Source organism: Candidatus Pantoea rara, from assembly GCF_051136265.1.
Lineage (GTDB): Bacteria > Pseudomonadota > Gammaproteobacteria > Enterobacterales > Enterobacteriaceae > Pantoea > Pantoea rara.
This window is the reverse complement of the sequence record NZ_CP194942.1, coordinates 382,246-402,415: the sequence shown is the minus strand read 5'-3', so window position 1 is coordinate 402,415 and position 20,170 is coordinate 382,246. Positions and strand designations below refer to the sequence as shown.

Annotated in this window: 19 protein-coding genes; 10 read left to right on the top strand and 9 right to left on the bottom strand. The window is 55.7% G+C overall.

What is annotated here, in order from left to right; translation table 11 throughout:
* Positions 1-7: 7 nt before the first annotated feature.
* Positions 8-529 (bottom strand): shikimate kinase AroK, encoded by a 522-nt coding sequence (gene aroK, locus ACR8BF_RS01840; protein WP_003852989.1) that lies wholly within the window; start codon positions 527-529, stop codon positions 8-10.
* A 97-nt stretch (positions 530-626) separates the two neighbouring features.
* Between aroK and ACR8BF_RS01835 the strand changes: the two genes are divergently transcribed.
* Positions 627-800, top strand: coding sequence for a hypothetical protein (locus tag ACR8BF_RS01835; protein ID WP_255434305.1), 174 nt, complete (start codon positions 627-629; stop codon positions 798-800).
* Between the two features lie 91 nt (positions 801-891).
* Here ACR8BF_RS01835 and hofQ read toward each other — a convergent pair whose 3' ends face one another.
* The 5 genes from hofQ to pilM are packed head-to-tail and all read right to left on the bottom strand — an operon-like array spanning position 892 to position 4,313.
* Positions 892-2,163, bottom strand: a complete 1,272-nt coding sequence (hofQ, locus tag ACR8BF_RS01830) for a DNA uptake porin HofQ (RefSeq protein ID WP_292986891.1) — start codon at positions 2,161-2,163, stop codon at positions 892-894.
* A complete protein-coding gene (locus tag ACR8BF_RS01825; protein ID WP_434745485.1) occupies positions 2,102-2,485 on the bottom strand; it encodes a HofP DNA utilization family protein in 384 nt (127 codons plus the stop codon). The genes hofQ and ACR8BF_RS01825 overlap by 62 nt, the downstream gene beginning before the upstream one ends.
* Positions 2,475-2,972 carry a hypothetical protein gene (locus ACR8BF_RS01820; protein WP_434745484.1) on the bottom strand — a complete coding sequence of 166 codons (498 nt, stop codon included), beginning with the start codon at positions 2,970-2,972 and terminating at the stop codon, positions 2,475-2,477. Before ACR8BF_RS01820 ends, ACR8BF_RS01825 begins: the two co-directional genes overlap by 11 nt.
* Positions 2,965-3,510 (bottom strand): PilN domain-containing protein, encoded by a 546-nt coding sequence (locus tag ACR8BF_RS01815; protein WP_434745483.1) that lies wholly within the window; start codon positions 3,508-3,510, stop codon positions 2,965-2,967. The genes ACR8BF_RS01820 and ACR8BF_RS01815 overlap by 8 nt, the downstream gene beginning before the upstream one ends.
* A complete protein-coding gene (pilM, locus tag ACR8BF_RS01810; RefSeq protein ID WP_434745482.1) occupies positions 3,507-4,313 on the bottom strand; it encodes a type IV pilus biogenesis protein PilM in 807 nt (268 codons plus the stop codon). The genes ACR8BF_RS01815 and pilM overlap by 4 nt, the downstream gene beginning before the upstream one ends.
* A gap of 117 nt (positions 4,314-4,430) precedes the next feature.
* Here pilM and mrcA point away from each other — a divergent pair, with 117 nt between their 5' ends.
* Complete coding sequence (mrcA, locus tag ACR8BF_RS01805) at positions 4,431-6,980, top strand: peptidoglycan glycosyltransferase/peptidoglycan DD-transpeptidase MrcA (protein ID WP_434745481.1); 2,550 nt, start codon at positions 4,431-4,433, stop codon at positions 6,978-6,980.
* Between the two features lie 72 nt (positions 6,981-7,052).
* Here mrcA and nudE read toward each other — a convergent pair whose 3' ends face one another.
* Positions 7,053-7,616, bottom strand: coding sequence for an ADP compounds hydrolase NudE (gene nudE, locus ACR8BF_RS01800; protein ID WP_179898839.1), 564 nt, complete (start codon positions 7,614-7,616; stop codon positions 7,053-7,055).
* 390 nt (positions 7,617-8,006) lie between these two features.
* Between nudE and ACR8BF_RS01795 the strand changes: the two genes are divergently transcribed.
* From ACR8BF_RS01795 to pckA, 5 genes are all read left to right on the top strand, one after another.
* The gene (locus ACR8BF_RS01795; RefSeq protein ID WP_179898838.1) at positions 8,007-10,142 is read left to right on the top strand and encodes an intracellular growth attenuator family protein; all 2,136 of its coding nucleotides are present in this window, start codon (positions 8,007-8,009) and stop codon (positions 10,140-10,142) included.
* A 52-nt stretch (positions 10,143-10,194) separates the two neighbouring features.
* A complete protein-coding gene (gene yrfG / locus ACR8BF_RS01790) occupies positions 10,195-10,842 on the top strand; it encodes a GMP/IMP nucleotidase (RefSeq protein ID WP_434745480.1) in 648 nt (215 codons plus the stop codon).
* A 13-nt stretch (positions 10,843-10,855) separates the two neighbouring features.
* A complete protein-coding gene (gene hslR / locus ACR8BF_RS01785; RefSeq protein WP_179898836.1) occupies positions 10,856-11,257 on the top strand; it encodes a ribosome-associated heat shock protein Hsp15 in 402 nt (133 codons plus the stop codon).
* 50 nt (positions 11,258-11,307) lie between these two features.
* The gene (gene hslO / locus ACR8BF_RS01780) at positions 11,308-12,174 is read left to right on the top strand and encodes an Hsp33 family molecular chaperone HslO (RefSeq protein ID WP_292986905.1); all 867 of its coding nucleotides are present in this window, start codon (positions 11,308-11,310) and stop codon (positions 12,172-12,174) included.
* Between the two features lie 369 nt (positions 12,175-12,543).
* Positions 12,544-14,163 carry a phosphoenolpyruvate carboxykinase (ATP) gene (gene pckA / locus ACR8BF_RS01775; RefSeq protein ID WP_434745479.1) on the top strand — a complete coding sequence of 540 codons (1,620 nt, stop codon included), beginning with the start codon at positions 12,544-12,546 and terminating at the stop codon, positions 14,161-14,163.
* A 39-nt stretch (positions 14,164-14,202) separates the two neighbouring features.
* Here the strand turns inward: pckA and envZ are convergent, their stop codons facing one another.
* Positions 14,203-15,570: a two-component system sensor histidine kinase EnvZ gene (gene envZ / locus ACR8BF_RS01770; protein WP_179898833.1), complete on the bottom strand. Its 1,368-nt coding sequence runs from the start codon at positions 15,568-15,570 to the stop codon at positions 14,203-14,205.
* Positions 15,567-16,286: an osmolarity response regulator transcription factor OmpR gene (gene ompR / locus ACR8BF_RS01765; protein WP_003853014.1), complete on the bottom strand. Its 720-nt coding sequence runs from the start codon at positions 16,284-16,286 to the stop codon at positions 15,567-15,569. The genes envZ and ompR overlap by 4 nt, the downstream gene beginning before the upstream one ends.
* 536 nt (positions 16,287-16,822) lie before the next feature.
* Here ompR and yjbE point away from each other — a divergent pair.
* The 3 genes from yjbE (at position 16,823) to ACR8BF_RS01750 (ending at position 20,160) form a co-directional block, all read left to right on the top strand.
* A complete protein-coding gene (gene yjbE / locus ACR8BF_RS01760; RefSeq protein WP_314985334.1) occupies positions 16,823-17,071 on the top strand; it encodes an exopolysaccharide production protein YjbE in 249 nt (82 codons plus the stop codon).
* 184 nt (positions 17,072-17,255) lie between these two features.
* The gene (gene greB, locus ACR8BF_RS01755; RefSeq protein WP_090966786.1) at positions 17,256-17,729 is read left to right on the top strand and encodes a transcription elongation factor GreB; all 474 of its coding nucleotides are present in this window, start codon (positions 17,256-17,258) and stop codon (positions 17,727-17,729) included.
* Positions 17,730-17,832: 103 nt separating this feature from the next.
* Positions 17,833-20,160 carry a Tex family protein gene (locus ACR8BF_RS01750; RefSeq protein WP_314985335.1) on the top strand — a complete coding sequence of 776 codons (2,328 nt, stop codon included), beginning with the start codon at positions 17,833-17,835 and terminating at the stop codon, positions 20,158-20,160.
* Positions 20,161-20,170 lie beyond the last annotated feature (10 nt).

Genomic DNA, 20,170 nt, shown 5'->3' with positions numbered 1-20,170 from the left:
CGTTGGATCAACTTTTTTCCAACATGTGGATAATCTGATTCGCCACCACTTTCGCACTCTGATCATCTGTGCGAATGGTTACATCGGCGATCTCTTCGTAGAGCGGGTTACGTTCGCCAGCCAGCGCTTCGAGCACTTCACGCGGCGGTGAATCCACCTGCAGCAACGGACGTTTTTTGTCACGTTGGGTGCGCGCCAGTTGCTTCTCGATGGTGGTTTCAAGATAAACCACAACACCGCGGGCGGAGAGACGATTACGCGTTTCCCGTGATTTGACGGAACCACCGCCTGTCGCCAGGACGATGCCTTGCTTCTCGGTCAGTTCGTTAATGATTTTTTCTTCGCGATCGCGAAAGCCAGCTTCGCCTTCGACATCAAAAACCCAGCCCACATCCGCTCCGGTGCGTCGCTCAATTTCCTGATCGGAATCGAAGAACTCCATGTTGAGTTGCTGAGCCAACTGACGGCCAATAGTGCTTTTGCCGGCACCCATCGGCCCAACCAGAAAGATATTGCGTTTCTCTGCCATTTTGTCGGTATTACTAAGAATTCGTTAATGATACCCCGCGTTCAGCATTTGCTGGCGGGACAGGAACTGAGACCTCATGAGCGTTAGCAAGAGTCAGATGAAAAATTATCTCAACACTCAAGGCTGTTTGGCAACCGATTATATTGCCTTCAGCACATCCATTTCTGAATTAGCCTGTGTTCGCGAAACTGTAACGCGCCAGCGCTGCGTCTTTACAACGCTGCTTACAGAGGAGTTTTCTGATCTGTTTGCCGGGATTTACCCAACATAGACGGTTACACCGTATTGAAAATCGCTAAACCTTGTAAGCTAATTCGTCCCCTGCGTCAACGCAGATGGCTCTAAGGGACGCATTTTCCGTTTTATCCAGCCGTAAGCGCTGCTTCCCTGACCAATCGTGGCGTTATGAAGATCACCAACTCTCTTTTTTTACGCTGCTCAGATTGCTGGCGAAACAACCCGCCAATCAGCGGAACATTTCCCAGCAGCGGCACCTTATTTTCTCCACGACTACGCTGCTGCTGAAAGATACCGCCTAACGCCAGAGTTTGCCCGTCACTGACCGTGACCTGAGTCTCAATTTCCTGTTTATCAATAGATAATATGTCGCTATCGCCGGTTCTGATGCTGCGACCCGGCATATTCTGACTGATATGGATCTTCAGCTGGATGCGGCCATTACCTGAAATCGTTGGGGTCACCTCCATGCCCAGCACCGCTTCTTTAAACTCAATACTGGTGGCACCGCTGTTTCCCGCCGACACTTCATAGGGAATTTCAGTGCCCTGCTTGATCGATGCAGTCTGCTGATGTGAGGTAAAGAGGCGCGGACTGGCGATGATTTCGATCTGGTTCTCCTGCTCCAGCGCGCTTAACTCCAGATCCAGAAGCTGGCCCCCGATGCGTGCGAGTGCCATACCCACGCTGATGCCGGGAGAACTCACCGCCAGCGGAATATCCAGCCGGGGATGATGCAGGATGTCAGTCACTGCAGCATCACCCGCCTGCAATCCCCACTTCACACCCAGCTCCTGCAGATGCTCTTCGCTGATGGTAACAATGTGGGCCGACAGCTCAATCTGCTCCAGTGGCAGATCCAGTGCCCGTATCCAGCGTTCCGTCTCTTTCAACGCCGCCGCCGTATCGCGCAGTAACAGGGCGTTAGTACGTTTGTCGACCGTCACGCTGCCGCGCTCAGTCATCAGCGTCTGCCGCTCAGTCAGAAGGCTGGCATGTACCTCGCTGGCGCTGGCATAGCGCAATATTACCGCGCGCTGCTGCAAAGGTATCTGCTGCAACTGCTCCTGCTGTTCCGCTTGCCGTGCCTGCTGCTGAGCCTGCTGCCAGCTCTCCGGATAGACCAGCAGGACATCATCCTGTTCTATCAGCGTCAGCTTTGCCATGCGCGCCACCAGGTCAAGCGCCTGATGCCATGGCAGGTTATCCAGCCGCAGCGATAACGAACCTTCCACCTCTGGCGCAATCATCAGATTGATCTGCTGATAGTCTGCCAGCGCCTGCAAAATACGCTCTACCGGCGCATTATCAAATGTCAGGCTGAGAGGCTCCTCATCAGCGGCGTAAACCGGCAGCAGGCAGCTGATGACCAGCAGCAGAGTGACTATCCTTTTCATGCGAACGTCCTTTTAAATAGAATGCAGTCTGTTGTGCCGTGCAGCTATTTTGCACCGCCAGGGTGATGCTGCGGCGGGTCATATCAGCGAGTTGCCAGGGCAATACGGGAAATGGTTTGCCGGTGCGCGCGATGACGCTCTCTCCCTGCGGGCCCAGCAGCCAGGCATGGAAATGCGCCTCCCGGCCAATGATCCCCTGCAGACGCCAGCCGGTGAGCGGTTCTACTGACGCCTCACAAACTGAACCGGCAACCGGCCGGAACGGGTCACGCGCCAGCACTCCGCCACAGCACAGCAGTAAAATCAGCAGGCTATGGCGCATCGTCTGGTTCCAGCCAGAGTTGAGCAACCAGGAACTGCGGCTGCGCCAGCAGCTGGAAATGCACCGGAAACGCTGCGGAGGCATCGGCAAGCTCGGCAAAAAGCGACTGGAACGCCGGCCACTGCAGATGCAGCGTCAGCGTGCGGGAAGGCGCATCCGGCTGCCACTCCTCCAGTTGATTACGGCGTGCAGCCAGAATCGCTTCCAATGCCCGGCCCGATGCGCCCGGTGTTGATCTGGCGATCTGCATCGACTGCAGTTGCGCCTGCAACTGCGCATTATCCGGATTCTGACGCCACAGCTGCTGGCGCTGCTGCAGGGTGCGGCTCAGCTTGTGCAGCTCCTGTTTTTCAGCGGTCAAAGCCTGCTGATGTGGCCGTAACCAAAGAAGCCAGGAGAGCAGCAGCAGACCCGATGAGAGGACGGCGAGCAAGCCGTAGCGCGGAAGAGCGTCCATTTGCCACCAGCGATCCCACCATTCATTCATCAGCGACCTCCTGCACCTCTGCCCGCAATGAAAAGCGGTAGCTGCCACCCGCCTGACGTTTAACACCGCCCTGCTTCACCTGGCTCAGCAGGGCGAAGCGGGTTAGCTGCTGGCGAAACTGCCGCACCGACGCCATATCCTGCGCCTGGCCTTCCAGGGTCAGATGGTTGTCGCGCTTCTCCAGCCGGGTCAGCCAGGCGGTGTCAGGCAACAACGCAGGTAAATCGAGCCAGAACTGTTGCCAGGCTGCCAGTTGTCCCACCTGCTGGCGCTGCTTCGCCTGTTGCTTTTGTATGACCGCTATTTGCGCCAGTAACTGCTTCTGCTCAGCTAACTGCTTTTCCAGCATGGCCAGCGCCTGCTGCTGCACCCTGCCCGTCTGCGCAACCTGCTGACGCGTCTGATGGACCTGCCAGGTTTGCTGCACAACCACCAGCAGAAGAGCACTCATCATCAGTGACAACACGACCAGGCTCTGCCGCCGCTGATGTTGTTGACGACGCTGCCGCCAGGGCAGCAGATTAACCGCCACCATCATGCATCTCCGTCGCGCAGCGCCAGACCGGCCGCCAGCGCAAAAGCACCCGGATTCTCCGGCAAGGGCGGCTGCTTATAACGAAACAGATCAAAAGGAGAAAATGCGATGGCGTCAGCGGGCAGCGTACACGCCTCCGCTGCACACCAGGCAACAGAAGGGGCCCTGGGGAAGGCCTGCTGTTTCAGTGTCTCCAGCGTGTCGCCTTCACCGCTCTCAGCTACAGTGCGTGCATCGCTCCAGAACCAGAGGCTGTCCTGCTGCAGGGCCAGCACACTGCCATTCTGCAGTTCTGCCTGCTGGGCTAACCGCTTCAGCGCTTCGGTGCTCAGTTCGAACACCTGTGGCTTTAATCCGACCTGCAAAAGGGGGGCCGCCCACTGGTCGATAATCTCCAGCCGCGCGGCCGTGACGCAGAGCTGGCCACTCTGCGCATCCGGCCGGTAGTCCAGCGCCAGCGCAGTCGGCTCCAGCGGAAAAAGACGGCGCGCGGCCGCCTGCACGTAATGCCCCAGCGCAGGCTCATTCAGTGACTGTGCTGGCAGGGGAAGCTGGCGCTGCAGCACCAGCCGGGCAGGCAGTGCGACCCGCAGTGAGTAATGACGTGGCAACCGCTGACGCCAGCCCGTTAAGGCCGCCAGTAATTCAGGTGAAGATTGCAGCACGCCGTTTCTTAACGTATCTTGCGGCAGCCGCTGCTGCCACCAGTGGCGTAGCTGCCAGCCATCACGACGAGGCTGGAGGGCCAGGGCACAAATCTGCCTATTCTGAATATCCAGCCCAATTTGCCAGGTATGAAAAGCCATGCGCGCGATCTCCTTATCGTCCGGGAAAGATGGACATATCAAAGCGTCTGGCTTGCCTTTATACTACCGCGCGGTTGTTTATAAACTGCTCAAACGACAACAGATGGGAAATTCCAGGTGAAGTTCGTAAAGTATCTCTTGATCCTTACAGTGTGTTGCATCCTGTTGGGAGCTGGCTCGATTTATGGTTTATACAAATACATAGAGCCACAGCTGCCTGACGTGAACACGCTGAAAGATGTGCGTCTGCAAACCCCTATGCAGGTTTACAGCGCCGATGGCGATTTAATCGCCCAGTATGGCGAAATGCGCCGTATCCCTTTGACGCTGCAGCAAGTGCCACCTGTGATGGTGAAAGCGTTTATTGCGACCGAAGACAGCCGTTTTTATGAGCACCATGGTGTTGATCCGGTGGGTATTTTCCGTGCGGCCAGCATTGCGCTGGTCTCCGGTCATGCCTCACAGGGTGCCAGTACCATCACTCAGCAGCTGGCCCGAAACTTCTTCCTGAGTCCGGAACGCACCCTGATGCGTAAAATAAAGGAAGCGTTCCTGGCGATCCGCATCGAGCAGTTGCTGAATAAAGATGAAATCCTCGAGCTCTACCTGAATAAGATCTACCTTGGCTATCGCGCTTATGGCGTCGGTGCAGCCTCACAGGTCTATTTCGGTAAGCCCGTTGACCAGCTGTCGCTGAGTGAGATGGCGATGATTGCCGGTCTGCCGAAAGCGCCGTCCACCTTTAACCCGCTCTACTCGCCGAGCCGCGCCCTGTCGCGCCGCAACGTGGTACTGGCGCGTATGCTGGATCAGCATTACATCACGCAGCAGCAATATGACGAGGCCCGTAATACACCGCTGGTGGCGAAGTATCACGGTCCTGAAATCGCCTTCTCTGCCCCTTATCTCAGTGAGATCGTGCGTCAGGAGATGGTGAAGCGCTACGGCAACAATGCCTACACCGACGGTTACAAGGTCTACACCACTGTGACCCGCCGCCTGCAGGAAGCTGCGCAGACCTCGGTTCGCAATAACGTTATGGCTTACGATATGCGTCATGGCTATCGCGGCCCGACCAGCGTGCTGTGGAAAGTAGGTGAACCGGCCTGGGATCAGACGAAGATTGAGAAAGCGCTGAAGGTGCTGCCGGTCTACGGTCCACTCCATCCGGCCGTCGTTACGGAAGCGCGCAGTGATGAAGCGACCGTGATGATGCAGGATGGCAGCAATGTGTCGCTGTCATTAGCGGGTGTGCGCTGGGCGCGTCCTTATAAGTCTGACACCGTGCAGGGCCCGACGCCGAAAAGCGTCACGCAGGTCCTGCAGGCTGGCCAGCAGATTTGGGTGCGCAAAGTGGGTGACGACTGGTGGCTGGGTCAGGTACCGGATGTGAACTCGGCACTTGTCTCACTGGATCCGAATGATGGTGCGGTGCGCGCGCTGGTAGGCGGTTTCGCCTTTAACCAGAGCATGTTTAACCGTGCGACCCAGGCGCTGCGCCAGGTCGGTTCCAACATCAAACCTTTCCTCTATACCGCCGCTATGGATCGCGGGCTGACGCTCGCCTCCATCCTGAACGATGTGCCGATTTCACGCTGGGATGCCGGTGCCGGTGCAGACTGGCGTCCAAAAAACTCACCGCCAACGTACGATGGTCCGATTCGTTTGCGTCAGGGATTAGGTCAGTCGAAAAACGTGGTGATGGTGCGTGCGATGCGTGCGATGGGCGTGGATTACGCCGCAGAGTATCTGCAGCGCTTTGGTTTCCCGGCGCAGAACATTGTTCACACCGAGTCGCTGGCACTGGGTGCGGCTTCGTTTACCCCATTACAGGTCGTGCGTGGCTACTCCGTAATGGCGAATGGCGGCTTCCTGGTTGATCCTTACTTCATTACGAAGATTACGAATGAACAGGGCGGCACCGTCTTTGAAGAGAAACCGAAGATCGCCTGTCCGCAGTGTAATCTGCCGGTGATCTACGGCGAGACCAAGAAAGCGCTGGCGCTGAATGAAGAGAGCGTTGAAAACGTTGCCGCCTCAAATAACAACCAGAATCAGGCGGTTCCCCAGCCTGAACTGGAGCAGGTTCCGGCGCAGGCACAACAGGGTGAGCAGCAATATGCGCCCCACGTGATCAACACTCCGCTCAGCTTCCTCATCAGGAGCGCGCTGAACAGTAATATCTTTGGCGAACCCGGCTGGATGGGAACCGGCTGGCGTGCCGGGCGTGACCTCAAGCGTAACGATATCGGCGGCAAAACGGGTACGACTAATAGCTCGAAAGATGCCTGGTTCTCAGGTTACGGTCCTGGCGTAGTGACGTCAGTCTGGATCGGTTTTGATGATGCGCGCCGCAACCTGGGCCGCAGCACGCTTTCCGGCGCAATTCCCGATCAGATTTCGGGCTATGAAGGCGGCGCGAAGAGTGCGCAACCGGCATGGGATGAGTATATGAAGAGTGCGCTGGATGGTGTTCCGGTGCAGCCGTTAACACCGCCGGATGGCGTGGTCACCGTGACGATCGATCGCAGTACCGGCAAACTGGCAAATGGCGGGGGTAACACCCGTCAGGAGTATTTCATCAATGGCACCCAGCCGACCGAATATTCGGTTCACGACGTGGGTACAACTATTATGGATAACGGTGAGAGTCACGAGCTGTTCTGATGTGACCGACGTAATCGCACAATAAAAAAGGCCGACATCAGTCGGCCTTTTTTATTCAGTCACGCAGTGTATTCAGTAACTCAATCGCCCCTGCTTCACCAGCCATTCGCGCGCCATAAACAACGCACTGACATTACGCGCCTCGCGGAAATCAGGTTCGTCCAGCAGCGACAGCATATCGGTCAGCGGCCAGCGGTGGATAATCAGCGGCTCCGGCTCATCACCTTCCAGCTTTTCAGCGTAAAGACCTTCCGCTATCACAATATTCATTTTGCTGGAAAAGTAAGAAGGTGCCATGGTGAGTTTTCCCAGCGTTGTCAGCTGGTCGGCACCAAAACCGACTTCTTCTTTTAATTCGCGCACCGCCGCCTCATTCACGGTTTCACCTGAATCAATCAGCCCTTTCGGGAAACCCAGCTCATAGGTTTCCAGTCCGACGGCGTATTCCTGAATCAGGATCAGATGGTCATCAATAATCGGCACAATCATCACCGCTTCACGCTCTGAGGGCTTCATCCGCTCATAAACGCGATGCACTCCATTGCTGAAAGCCAGATCGACTGATTCAATGGTGAATAATCGTGAACGTGCCACGGCAGTGATATTGAGGATGTCAGGTTTTTTTGGAATTTTCATATCAGCCCCAGATTATTCTGCGCCGGCTATCAGTAGCGAATTAGCATACCTAACCACAGGCAATTGTGCGACAGTCAGACAATGACGTTATCGTTGCACAGATTAAAGCGATTGAATAACAGCCTTTGGTTATCAGTTAAGACTAAATTTGCATTAGTCAATATGCTGCGATAAGTTTCAGACAATACCGATATTTAATCCAGTGTGTGCCAGTTACCATTCGGACAAGGCAGGGTTTAACAAATGCCAATCAGATATACGCTGGCACTATTTCATCGGGTGTCTGACTCCTCAGGGTTATATAATCTTCCGGAATGCCTCTTTTATAGTGAGCATAACCGAAAGCGAAAGTTTAAAGTAAGGCAGCATTTTGGCTGAATTGAGCAGAGCATGAGCACAATCTTGATGATCCTGGCCATAGTGCTGACCTGTTCAATCCTGGCAGGTATTGGGTTCTGGTACGCTATGCGGCATCGTCCGCCGTTGGCGAAACCGCTGCCATTTATCAGCCCGCCCTGCCGTAAGCTTTCTGCGCAGGAACGTGAGGCTGTCGATAAGTATGTCGCCGCGCTGGAAAAACAACTGCGCGCCCCGGTAACTGCCGATAAGCGAAGCGCCTCTGAACGTCTGACGCTGACGGCGCAGAGCAACAATGTCTATCCGGTTACCCGCGCGATTACCCGCTACGGCCTCTCCACGGATGATCCCCACAAATGGCGCTACTATCTGGATGAAGTTGAAGTTCATTTGCCGCCGCTGTGGGAGCAATACATCACCGACGAAAACTACGTCGAGTTAATCCGCACCCAATCTATTCCTCTGGTGATCTCGCTGAACGGCCATTCGCTGGTGGATTACGCCGTGGATCAGCAATCGCTGCCAACGCTGATGCGTCCGGTCTCGACCAATGCTTCTATCCGCAAGGCGGAAACCGAAAACGTCGAACTGCTTCAGGTGCGTAAAGAGACTGCGGAAGAGTATCGCCTGTCGCGGCCAGACGGCACGCGTGAAGCGGTGATGATCGCCCTGGCCTTCTTATTGTTCTTCTTCAGCCTGTTAGTGCCTGCCACGCTGATGATTTGGCTGGTGCTGACCGGTACAGCCATGATTGGTGCCAGCCTGTGGTTGCTCTATCGTATTCCCGGTGAACGTGGCCTGCGTGACATACACTGTCTGCGCGGTGCACCAAAGCGCTGGGGCCTGTTCAGCGAGTCGAACCAGGAGCAGAGCAACATCACGCTCGGGATTATCGACCTCGCCTATCCGCCGCACTGGCAGCCCTATGTGGCGCACGATCTTGGCCAGGTGACCGATGTTGAGATCTACCTCAACCGTCAGGTGGTGCGTCAGGGCCGCTTCCTGTCGCTGCAGGATGAAGTCAAAAACTTCCCGATTCAGCGCTGGCGGAAAAACGTGGTGCTGGCTTGTGGTTCACTAATGGTGCTGATCATGCTGGTCACCTGGATTCCGCTCAGCATGCCAATCAAGCTCAGTCTGGCCTGGGCCAGAGGCACCGACAGCCTGGAGGTCAGCAGCGTCGATAAACTCAGCAGCGTCGCGTTGAACATTGGCGACAACCTCAAGGTAAGCGGGACCGGTATGTGTTCAGTGCCGGACAATTATCAGAGCAACCGCAGTTACGCCTATATGCCGTTCGACTGCTCGGCAGTGTACTGGAATAACGCTACGCCATTGCCGCAGCCGCAATCGGACATTATTGATAAAGCTGCGGCTCTGCTGGAGACCACAACAAAGCAGCTGCATCCGGAAACCAATACTGACCCTAAACTGAACCCGCAACTGGCCTCAGCGATTCAGAAATCCGGGATGATCCTGCTGGATGACTTCTCAGACCTGGTGATGAAAACGCAGGATCTCTGTAATCAGCCACAGGATTGTATGCGCCTGAAAAATGCCCTGGTAAACCTGGGCAATGCCAAAGACTGGGAAGCGCTGATGCGCCGGGCAGATTCCGGCCAGTTAAACGGCATGAATGTGCTGCTGCGGCCGGTGAGTGCGGAAGCGCTGGAGAACCTGGTCAACACGGCAACCTCGACCTTCTTCTTCCGTGAAACCCGTCGTGCGGCAGAAAACCTTAACAGCCCACCGCCAGGGGGATTCCTGATTGTCAGCGACGAGGGTCGCCAGCTGGTAAATCAGCCACAGCCTACTGTGTCTCTGTTTGATCTCGACCCGCCTTCTCAGTGGCGCGAGCTGCAAAATATCTCCGCCATGCTGCTACACACGCCTTTCAGCGCCAGCGGCATCATCACCAGCATTTCAACGGATGCCAACGGCACGCGTCATATCGTTCTGCACAATGAACCGGATACCATGGCGCAGTGGCGCTATCTCGGCACTGTGCTGCTGCTGCTGGTACTGCTCACCTGCGCTATTATCAACGGACTACTGGCGCTGCGCCGTATGCACCGTAATCGCCAGCGCATGATCGATATCCAGCAATACTACGAAAAGTGTTTCAACCATAACCTTGGCACTTTGCAGGGTGTGCGCTCGATATTCTGAGCCCTGCCCTTCTGTGCTACTCTGTCGCCCGGTTTTTTAGGGGTGAACCTGGATGCTCAACTGGTCTGAGATTGATACCGTGCTGCTCGACATGGATGGCACGCTGCTGGATTTGGCGTTTGATCGTCACTTCTGGCTGGAACATGTGCCTGAACAACTCAGCCAGCAACGCAGCATAAGCCGGGCGGAAGCCGAAGCGATCATTGCGGAAAAGTATCAGGCCGCCGCCCATACGCTAAACTGGTATTGTCTGGATTACTGGGCAGAGTCGCTGGCGCTGGACATCCGTGCCATGACGCTGGCGATGCGCAACCGTATCGCGCTGCGTGACGATACATTGCCTTTTTTGCAGGCACTGCGCTGCTCGGGCAAGTCCACCATCCTGCTGACCAACGCGCATCCTTACAATCTGGACGTCAAACTGGCGCAAACCGGTTTAGCGCCGCACCTTGATTTATTACTTTCTACCCATACCTTTGGGTATCCGAAAGAAGACCAACGTTTATGGCAGGCCGTACAACAGCACACCGGCTTTTTTGCGCCGCGCACGCTGTTTATCGATGATAGCGAAGTGATTCTGGATGCTGCAAAGCAATGGGGCATCGGCTGGTGCTTAGGCGTAAAGAATCCCGATTCGGGTCGTCCTGAGCAAATCTTTCAGCGTCACCGCGCCATTGGCGATTACCGGACGCTGATCTGAGTCAGGAGCAGCAATGAAAGAGAAAAGCAGCGAAGAGGTCCGCCTCGACAAATGGCTGTGGGCCGCGCGCTTCTACAAAACCCGGGCGATTGCGCGGGAGATGATTGAAGGCGGCAAAGTGCATTACAACGGCCAGCGCAGCAAACCTGGCAAAGTGGTGGAGCTGAATGCGGAACTGACACTGCGTCAGGGCAACGATGAACGCACCGTGATCGTGGCAGACATCAGCGCGCAGCGCCGCCCCGCCAGCGAGGCTCAGCAGCTCTATCGCGAAACCGATGCCAGCATTGAAAAACGCGAAAAAATGGCGCAGGCGCGCAAAATGAATGCGCTGACTATGCCCCATCCCGATCGGCGACCTGACAAAAAAGAGCGTCGCGATTTGATGAAGTTTAAATTATCGGGCGATGAATAGCGCCGTCTTAGCTGACGCGCCATCGCTCCGTTCCAGTGAGAGAAAAAAATATGTCAGTCCCGGATCAACTGCACCGTTATCTGTTTGAAAATGCCGCCGTGCGCGGCGAGCTGGTGAACGTCTCTGACACCTGGCGTGAAACCGTAAAGAACCACGACTATCCGGCACCGGTCAAAACGCTGCTGGGTGAGATGCTGGTCGCGACCAGCCTGCTGACCGCTACGCTTAAGTTTGATGGCGAAATCACCGTGCAGTTGCAGGGTGACGGTCCGCTGTCGCTGGCCGTGATTAACGGTAATAACAGTCAGGAACTGCGCGGCGTAGCGCGTATCAAAGGCGACATCCCGGACGACAGCAGCCTGAAAAGCATGGTCGGCAATGGCTATCTGGTCATCACTATCTCCCCGGAGAAGGGTGAGCGTTATCAGGGTGTGGTCGGACTGGAAGGTGAAACCCTGGCGGAGTGCCTGGAAGATTACTTCATGCGCTCAGAGCAGCTGCCCACGCGTCTGTTTATCCGCACCAGCGACAAAGGCGCCGCCGGTATTCTGCTGCAGGTGCTGCCCGCGCAGGACACAGAGAAAGAGGTCTTCGAACATCTGGCAACACTGACTGAAACCATTAAAACAGAAGAGCTGCTCGATCTGCCTGCCAATGAAGCACTGTGGCGACTCTATCATCAGGAAGAGGTCACCCTCTACGATCCGCAGCCGGTGATCTACAAATGCACCTGCTCGCGTGAACGCTGTGGCGAAGTGCTGACGACGCTGCCACAGGAAGAAGTGGATGAGATCATCGAGGAAGATGGCAAAATCGACATGCACTGTGACTATTGCGGTTCAAACTACGTGTTTGATGCCGTCGATATTGCGGGTATCCGCAGCCACTCTCTTGAGAATAACGACCGTCTGCACTGATTGATCGGGCGGCTTTTGCCGCCCCTCCTCCTTCCTCCCTTCCTATCCCCATAATTTTCCAGACAAATTATCTTTTTTTACTTTCATAACATCTTTTAAACGTTCGAAACATAGCCTTAACGCGCCCTGAGTCGCATTTTTAGATCACTGCCCTTTTTCCCATAACGCAGAAGAGTAAACTGCGCGCGATCGTGCAAACGCCCGGAAGCCAGAGGCAGATGCCCTGAAAAGTCCGGTTCTCTTTGCAGGCTGTGGTAACGAAGCGCAGTGGACTGTCAGTGATTCGCCGCACCTGATGCAACAGCCGGTTGGCACGATCCCAACCTATCTCTGCTTTGCAGAACAGACACCGATTTAAGGAGCAGTAAAATGCGCGTTAACGGCCTGACCTCGCAAGACCTTGCCGCTTTGGGCATCGTGGATACCACGGAAGTGGTTTACAACCCTGATTACGACACGCTATTTCAGGAAGAGACGCGCCCGGACCTCGAAGGTTTTGCTCGTGGCACCCTGACGCAGAGCGGCGCGATTGCAGTAGACACCGGGATTTTCACCGGACGATCGCCTAAGGATAAGTACATTGTACGTGATGACACCACGCGCGATACCCTGTGGTGGAACGACCAGGGCACCGGCAAAAACGACAATCAGCCTCTGTCTCAGGAAACCTGGAGTGCGCTGAAAAGCTGCGTCACCCGCCAGCTTTCCGGCAAGCGTCTGTTTGTGGTGGATGCGTTCTGCGGTGCGAATGCCGATTCACGTCTGAGCGTACGTTTTGTTACCGAAGTCGCCTGGCAGGCACACTTCGTGAAAAACATGTTCATCCAGCCCACCGACGCTGAACTGGCCGACTTCACGCCCGACTTTGTGGTGATGAACGGGGCCAAATGCACCAATCCTGACTGGCAGGCGCAGGGTCTGCACTCAGAAAACTTTGTCGCCTTCAATCTCACTGAACGTATGCAGCTGATTGGCGGAACCTGGTACGGCGGCGAAATGAAGAAAGGTCTGTTCGCCATTATGAACTACCTGCTGCCGCTGAAAGGCATCGCTTCGATGCACTGTTCTGCTAACGTCGGTAAAGCGGGTGATGTGGCGGTCTTCTTTGGCCTCTCTGGCACCGGTAAAACCACACTCTCCACCGATCCTGACCGCCAGCTGATCGGCGATGATGAACACGGCTGGGACGATGATGGCGTGTTTAACTTCGAAGGCGGCTGCTACGCCAAAACTATTAACCTTTCTGAGCAGGCTGAGCCGGAGATCTACCGCGCCATTCGTCGTAATGCGCTGCTGGAAAACGTGGTGGTGCGCGAAGATGGCAGCGTCGATTACGACGATGGCAGTAAAACGGAAAACACCCGCGTCTCCTATCCGATTAATCACATCGACAATATCGTGCAGCCGGTTTCAAAAGCGGGCCACGCGAAGAAAGTGATTTTCCTGACCGCCGATGCGTTTGGCGTGCTGCCCCCGGTTTCCCGTCTGACACCGGAGCAGACGCAGTATCATTTCCTGTCAGGATTCACCGCCAAGCTGGCCGGTACCGAGCGTGGCGTCACTGCGCCGACGCCGACCTTCTCCGCCTGTTTTGGCGCAGCATTCCTGATGCTGCATCCCACGCAATACGCTGAAGTGCTGGTGAAGCGGATGGAGGCATCCGGTGCGCAGGCTTACCTGGTGAATACCGGCTGGAACGGCAGTGGCAAACGCATCTCTCTGAAAAATACCCGTGCCATCATCAATGCGATTCTGGCGGGGGAACTGGATGATGCACCGACGGAAACATTGCCAATCTTTAATCTGCAGATGCCGGTTGCGCTGGGCGAGCTGGATAGTGACACGCTCGATCCGCGTCGTAGCTGGGAGAGTGAAGAGAAGTGGACCGCGGCCGCCGACGGTCTGGCACAGCGCTTTATTGATAATTTCGATAAGTATACTGATAACGCCGTAGGTGCTGCGCTGGTGAAAGCTGGCCCGCAACGCTAAAAGAACCGGCGCGGCAATAATAATGCCGCGCCGCTTTTATCAGCCAGACACGCTATTACTGCCGTTGTTATGGCTCAGCGCCATCGTTTCCACTAACGGCAACCAGGCACGAATACGTAATCCCCCGCGTTCGCTCTCGCCAATCTCCAGCGATCCCTGATGGGCATCAATAATACGCTGAACAATCGCCAGACCGAGGCCAGTACCGCTGGTGCTTCGGGCGCTATCGCCCCGCACAAACGGCTGGAAAAGATGCGCCAGCTGATCCGGCTTGATGCCAGGACCATCATCTTCCACCTGGAACCAGGCGCGATGCAGTTCCCGTCCGCTGCTAACCCTGATCCAGCCATTGCCGTATCGCGCGGCGTTGACCACCAGGTTAGCCAGTGCCCGTTTAATCGACAGCGGGTTGATATCCAGCATTAACTCTTCCGGCATCACCGCATTTTCGATTTCACGTTCATAGCCACTTTCAGCCGCCACCACTTCGCCCAGCACGCTGTTAAGATCTGCGCGCTCAGTCTGCATCTCCTGTCCGGTACGCAGATAGTCGATGAACTGTTCAATGATGGCGTTGCACTCTTCGATATCTTTATTAATCGATTCGGCCAGATAGCCATCCTGCTCGCTCATCATCTCGGTGGCGAGACGAATGCGGGTCAGCGGCGTTCGCAAATCGTGGCTGACGCCCGCCATTAACAGCGTGCGATCATCCGCCAGCTGCTTCACGCCGGCGGCCATCTGGTTAAAGGCACGGGTCACCGATCGCACTTCTGACGCGCCATACTCGCGCAGCGGCGGCGGAATAATCCCGCGCCCGACCTGCAGGGCAGCATGCTCCAGATCCACCAGCGGTCGGTTCTGGATACGGATAAACAGCCAGGCTCCGCCAATCGCCAGCAGCATAATCGCCAGGGTATAGCGGAACAGCGGCGAGAAGTCGCCCTGATGAATTTCAGTCAGCGGCACCCGCACCCAGATATCAGGCGATAGCCAGGTTTTCAGCCAGACGACCGGCGAGTTTTTGTTAACCTCAACCCGGACATCGGTTGGCCCGCCAAGCTGCTGACCCATCTGCTCGCTGAGGAATTCATAATGCTGAGCCCAGCGCAATCCGCTCTCCTCTGCTGCTGCATTGGTGTAGAGCGAGATCCCCAGTTCGCGATAGATCTCCCGGCGAAACGCCGGTGGCACTTCCAGCTGCGTGCCATCCTCCAGCTGCAACCGGTCGGTCATCAGCATACGAACTTCGTAAGCGAGCACCTTATTGAACTGTTGCAGGCTGGGAAGAATGGCGAAGTTCAGCACCACCAGATAGGTCGTTACCAGGCTGACGAACAGCAGGGTAACGATCAGCAGCAGGGTGCGGGCAAACGAACTCCGTGGCGAGAAGCGCAGTCGCTTCATGCTTTACTGCCGTCCGGCACAAAGACGTAGCCCAGACCCCAGACGGTCTGAATATAGCGTGGATGCGCAGGATCCTCTTCCACCATGCGACGCAGGCGGGAGATCTGAACGTCAATCGAACGTTCCATGGCACTGTATTCACGGCCACGCGCCAGATTCATCAGCTTGTCACGAGACAGCGGCTCACGCGGATGGCTTACCAGTGCTTTCAGCACGGCAAACTCACCACTGGTCAGCGGCATTGGCTCATCTTCGCGGAACATCTCGCGGGTGCCGAGGTTAAGCTTGAATTTACCGAAGGCGATAATCGCCTCTTCCTGTGAAGGTGCGCCTGGCAGTTCATTGGCCTGACGTCGCAGCACGGCACGGATACGGGCCAGCAGCTCACGCGGGTTAAAGGGTTTGGGAATATAGTCGTCAGCGCCGATCTCCAGCCCCACGATACGATCCACTTCTTCGCCTTTGGCGGTCACCATAATAATCGGCATCGGGTTGCTCTGACTGCGCAGACGACGGCAGATAGAGAGACCATCTTCGCCTGGTAACATCAGGTCGAGCACCATCAGATGAAAGGATTCCCGGGTTAACAGACGATCCATCTGCTCGGCGTTAGCGACACTGCGCACCTGAAAGCCCTGCTCGGTGAGATAGCGTTCAAGCAGTGCTCGCAGACGCATATCATCATCGACGACCAGAATTTTGTAGTTCTCTTGCATTTTCAACTCCCAAAGGCGCTATTGCCTGAGCCAACATTGTTAAAAAAAGATGCCTTATAGTGACAGTCATTATTGGTTTATATTCTAGCCAAAATTGTTACAAAGCATATTAAACAGGAGCTTATATTTGATTTAAGGGGATTCCGGGTCAGTTTTAACGTATTTACCCCTGCCCGACCCCTGATACGGCAAATCTGAAAAAACGGCCTGGTTTCTCTGAATCGCTGGCGTTGGAAATGTGCCATTTTTTAATCAGTGAGGTAATTCAGTGAGTTAGCAGGCAATTTGACTTAATAATCAGCCATCACTGTGGATAAGCTCCAGATAATCTACCTCAACAGCAGCCAGGCAGCATAATATTCCAGTAATACTGCATAACACCCCACGCTCCTCTCGGATTAGTTTCAGCGGCAGCACCAGCAAGGCCAGTTGAAATTAAAGTCCTTAAAATCAATCAGTAAAGTCAACTTTTCGCCTTCTCCGTTTTAAACCAGACTGCTCAGGCAACATTCGATGTCTCAACGGGGAAACACACAATGAAAAAAACAATTTTACTGCTGAGCGCGCTGGCATTAAGCAGCGTCAGCCCAGCTTATGCTGCCACAGCCACCGGTGAAGCGGCTGGCGCAGCAGCGACAACAACAGCACAAGGTAACTCTAACGCCATCGGTGTTGGTGCAGTCGCAGCCCTGCTGGGCGTCGCGCTGGCCACCATGGGCGGCGGCGGCGGTGACGGTCACAGCACCGGTACATCGACCACCACGGCGACCCAAGCCGGAAAATAAGCTTAAGCATCCTCTGTAACCGCTTCAGATTACTGGCTTTATTTTGAATCACAGCACCAACCCTTTCGCCGCCGGGGAAAGCAACATGGGTTTTTAGCCTTTAAAAACCCTTTCCCCGACTCTTTTTTGCCGCGCCCTCTTTGCCTTACACTGTCGCTCTTTGAATCTCTGTGGCCGGTATAGCATGAAAACCCGACTCATTACCCGCGAAGGCTTTGATAAGCTGAAAGCGGAGCTCGACTATCTATGGCGTGAAGAGCGACCAGAAGTGACAAAAAAAGTCACCTGGGCTGCCAGCCTTGGCGATCGCAGTGAAAATGCCGACTATCAGTACAACAAAAAACGACTGCGTGAAATCGACCGTCGCGTACGCTATCTGACCAAAAGCATCGAACAGCTGCGTATCGTGGATTACTCACCCCAGCAGGATGGCAAAGTTTTCTTTGGTGCCTGGGTGGAAATTGAAAACGATGAGGGCGACCTCAAACGCTTCCGTATTGTGGGCTACGATGAGATTTTTGGCCGCAAAGATTACATCTCCATCGACTCGCCGATGGCGCGGGCGCTGCTCAAAAAAGAGGTCGGCGATGCCGCCACCGTTGAAACGCCACTCGGTCCTGCGCTGTGGTATGTCAACGCAATTGACTACCCGCAATAACGATTCAGATTATCGCTGAAAGCCGCCCGCGTCTCTGGCAATTTTAACCATCAATCCGTATAACTGTCGGCTATTTCTCAACCCGGAAGGCAAGACAGTCCTGATGATGAAAGTTCTGAGCCAGATAATTGCCAGTGAGCTACAGGCGCGACCAGAGCAGGTTGACGCCGCCGTTCGCCTGTTAGATGAAGGGAATACCGTGCCGTTTATCGCACGCTATCGTAAAGAGGTCACCGGCGGGCTGGATGATACCCAACTGCGCCAGCTGGAAACCCGTCTCAGCTATCTGCGTGAACTTGAAGAGCGACGCCAGTCGATTCTGAAGTCGATTGACGATCAGGGTAAACTCACTGACGACCTCGCCCGCGCCATCAACACTACCCTCAGTAAAACCGAGCTTGAAGATCTCTACCTGCCCTACAAACAGAAACGCCGGACGCGTGGACAAATCGCTATTGAAGCTGGTCTGGAACCGTTGGCGGACACGCTCTGGCAGGCGCCTTCACACATTCCTGAGCAGCTTGCTGAGCAGTATGTTGATGCCGACAAAGGCGTCGCTGACGTCCGTGCCGCACTGGATGGGGCCCGCTATATTCTGATGGAGCGTTTCGCTGAAGACGCCGCGCTGCTGGCGAAAGTGCGTAACTACCTGTGGAAAAATGCCCATCTGGTGTCACGCGTGGTGGAAGGGAAAGAGGAAGCGGGCGCGAAGTTCCGCGACTACTTCGATCACCACGAAGCCCTGAGCGGCGTGCCGTCGCACCGTGCGCTGGCAATGCTGCGTGGCCGCAACGAAGGCGTGCTGCAACTCTCGCTGAATGCCGATCCGCAGTTTGATGAAGTGCCGCGAGAAAGCCACGGCGAAACGCTGATTGCTGAACACCTGAACCTGCGTCTGAACAACGCACCGGCCGACAGCTGGCGTAAAGCGGTAGTGAGCTGGACGTGGCGCATCAAGGTGATGCTGCATCTGGAAACGGAGCTGATGGGCACGGTGCGCGAACGCGCAGAAGATGAAGCCATTAACGTCTTTGCCCGCAACCTGCACGATTTGCTGATGGCCGCCCCTGCGGGCATGCGCGCCACCATGGGACTGGATCCCGGCCTGCGCACCGGCGTCAAAGTGGCGGTGGTCGATGCCACCGGTAAAGTCGTGGCGACCGATACCGTCTATCCGCACACCGGTCAGACTGCCAAAGCCGCCGCCGCGGTAGCCGCGCTCTGCATCAGGCATCAGGTTGAGCTGGTGGCGATTGGCAACGGTACGGCTTCACGTGAAACCGAGCGCTTCTTCCTGGATCTGCAGCAGCAGTTCCCGCAGGTTACGGCGCAGAAAGTGATTGTCAGTGAAGCCGGGGCCTCGGTTTACTCGGCCTCTGAACTGGCGGCGCTGGAGTTCCCGGATCTCGATGTTTCGCTGCGTGGCGCGGTGTCGATTGCCCGCCGTCTGCAGGATCCGCTGGCTGAACTGGTGAAAATCGACCCGAAATCAATCGGTGTAGGCCAGTATCAGCATGATGTCAGTCAGAGCCAGCTGGCGAAGAAACTCGATGCCGTAGTGGAAGATTGCGTGAACGCCGTCGGCGTTGACCTCAATACCGCCTCAGTACCGCTGCTGACCCGCGTCGCGGGCCTGACGCGCATGATGGCGCAGAACATTGTCGGCTGGCGTGATGAGAACGGCCGTTTCCAGAACCGCCAGCAGTTGCTAAAAGTAAGCCGTCTTGGGCCAAAAGCCTTTGAACAGTGTGCGGGCTTCCTGCGCATCAACCATGGCGATAATCCGCTGGATGCCTCGACCGTTCACCCGGAAGCCTATCCGGTAGTCGAACGCATTCTGGCCGCCACTGAGCAGGCGCTGAACGATCTGATGGGCAACGCGGGCAGCCTGCGTAATCTCAGCCCGCGTGATTTCATTGATGAACGTTTTGGTCTGCCGACCGTCACCGACATCATGAAAGAGCTGGAGAAACCGGGCCGCGATCCGCGTCCTGAGTTTAAAACGGCACAGTTCGCGGAAGGCGTCGAAACCCTGAACGATCTGACGCCGGGCATGATCCTTGAAGGTGCCGTCACCAACGTCACTAACTTCGGTGCGTTTGTGGATATCGGTGTCCATCAGGATGGCCTGGTGCATATCTCCTCGCTCGCTGATCGCTTTGTGGAAGATCCGCATCAGGTGGTGAAAGCGGGCGATATTGTCAAAGTGAAAGTGATGGAAGTCGATCTCCAGCGCAAACGTATTGCCCTGACCATGCGTCTTGATGAGCAGCCGGGCGAAGGCAATGCACGGGGTGGCGCGAAGAATGCCGCGCCGCGCGAAGAGAAACGTCCGGCTGCCGGTAAAGGCCGTCCGCGTCCGGTCAGTTCATCCGCCGGTAACAGTGCGATGAGTGATGCACTGGCCGCCGCTTTGGGTAAAAAACGCTAAGCTTTTCAGG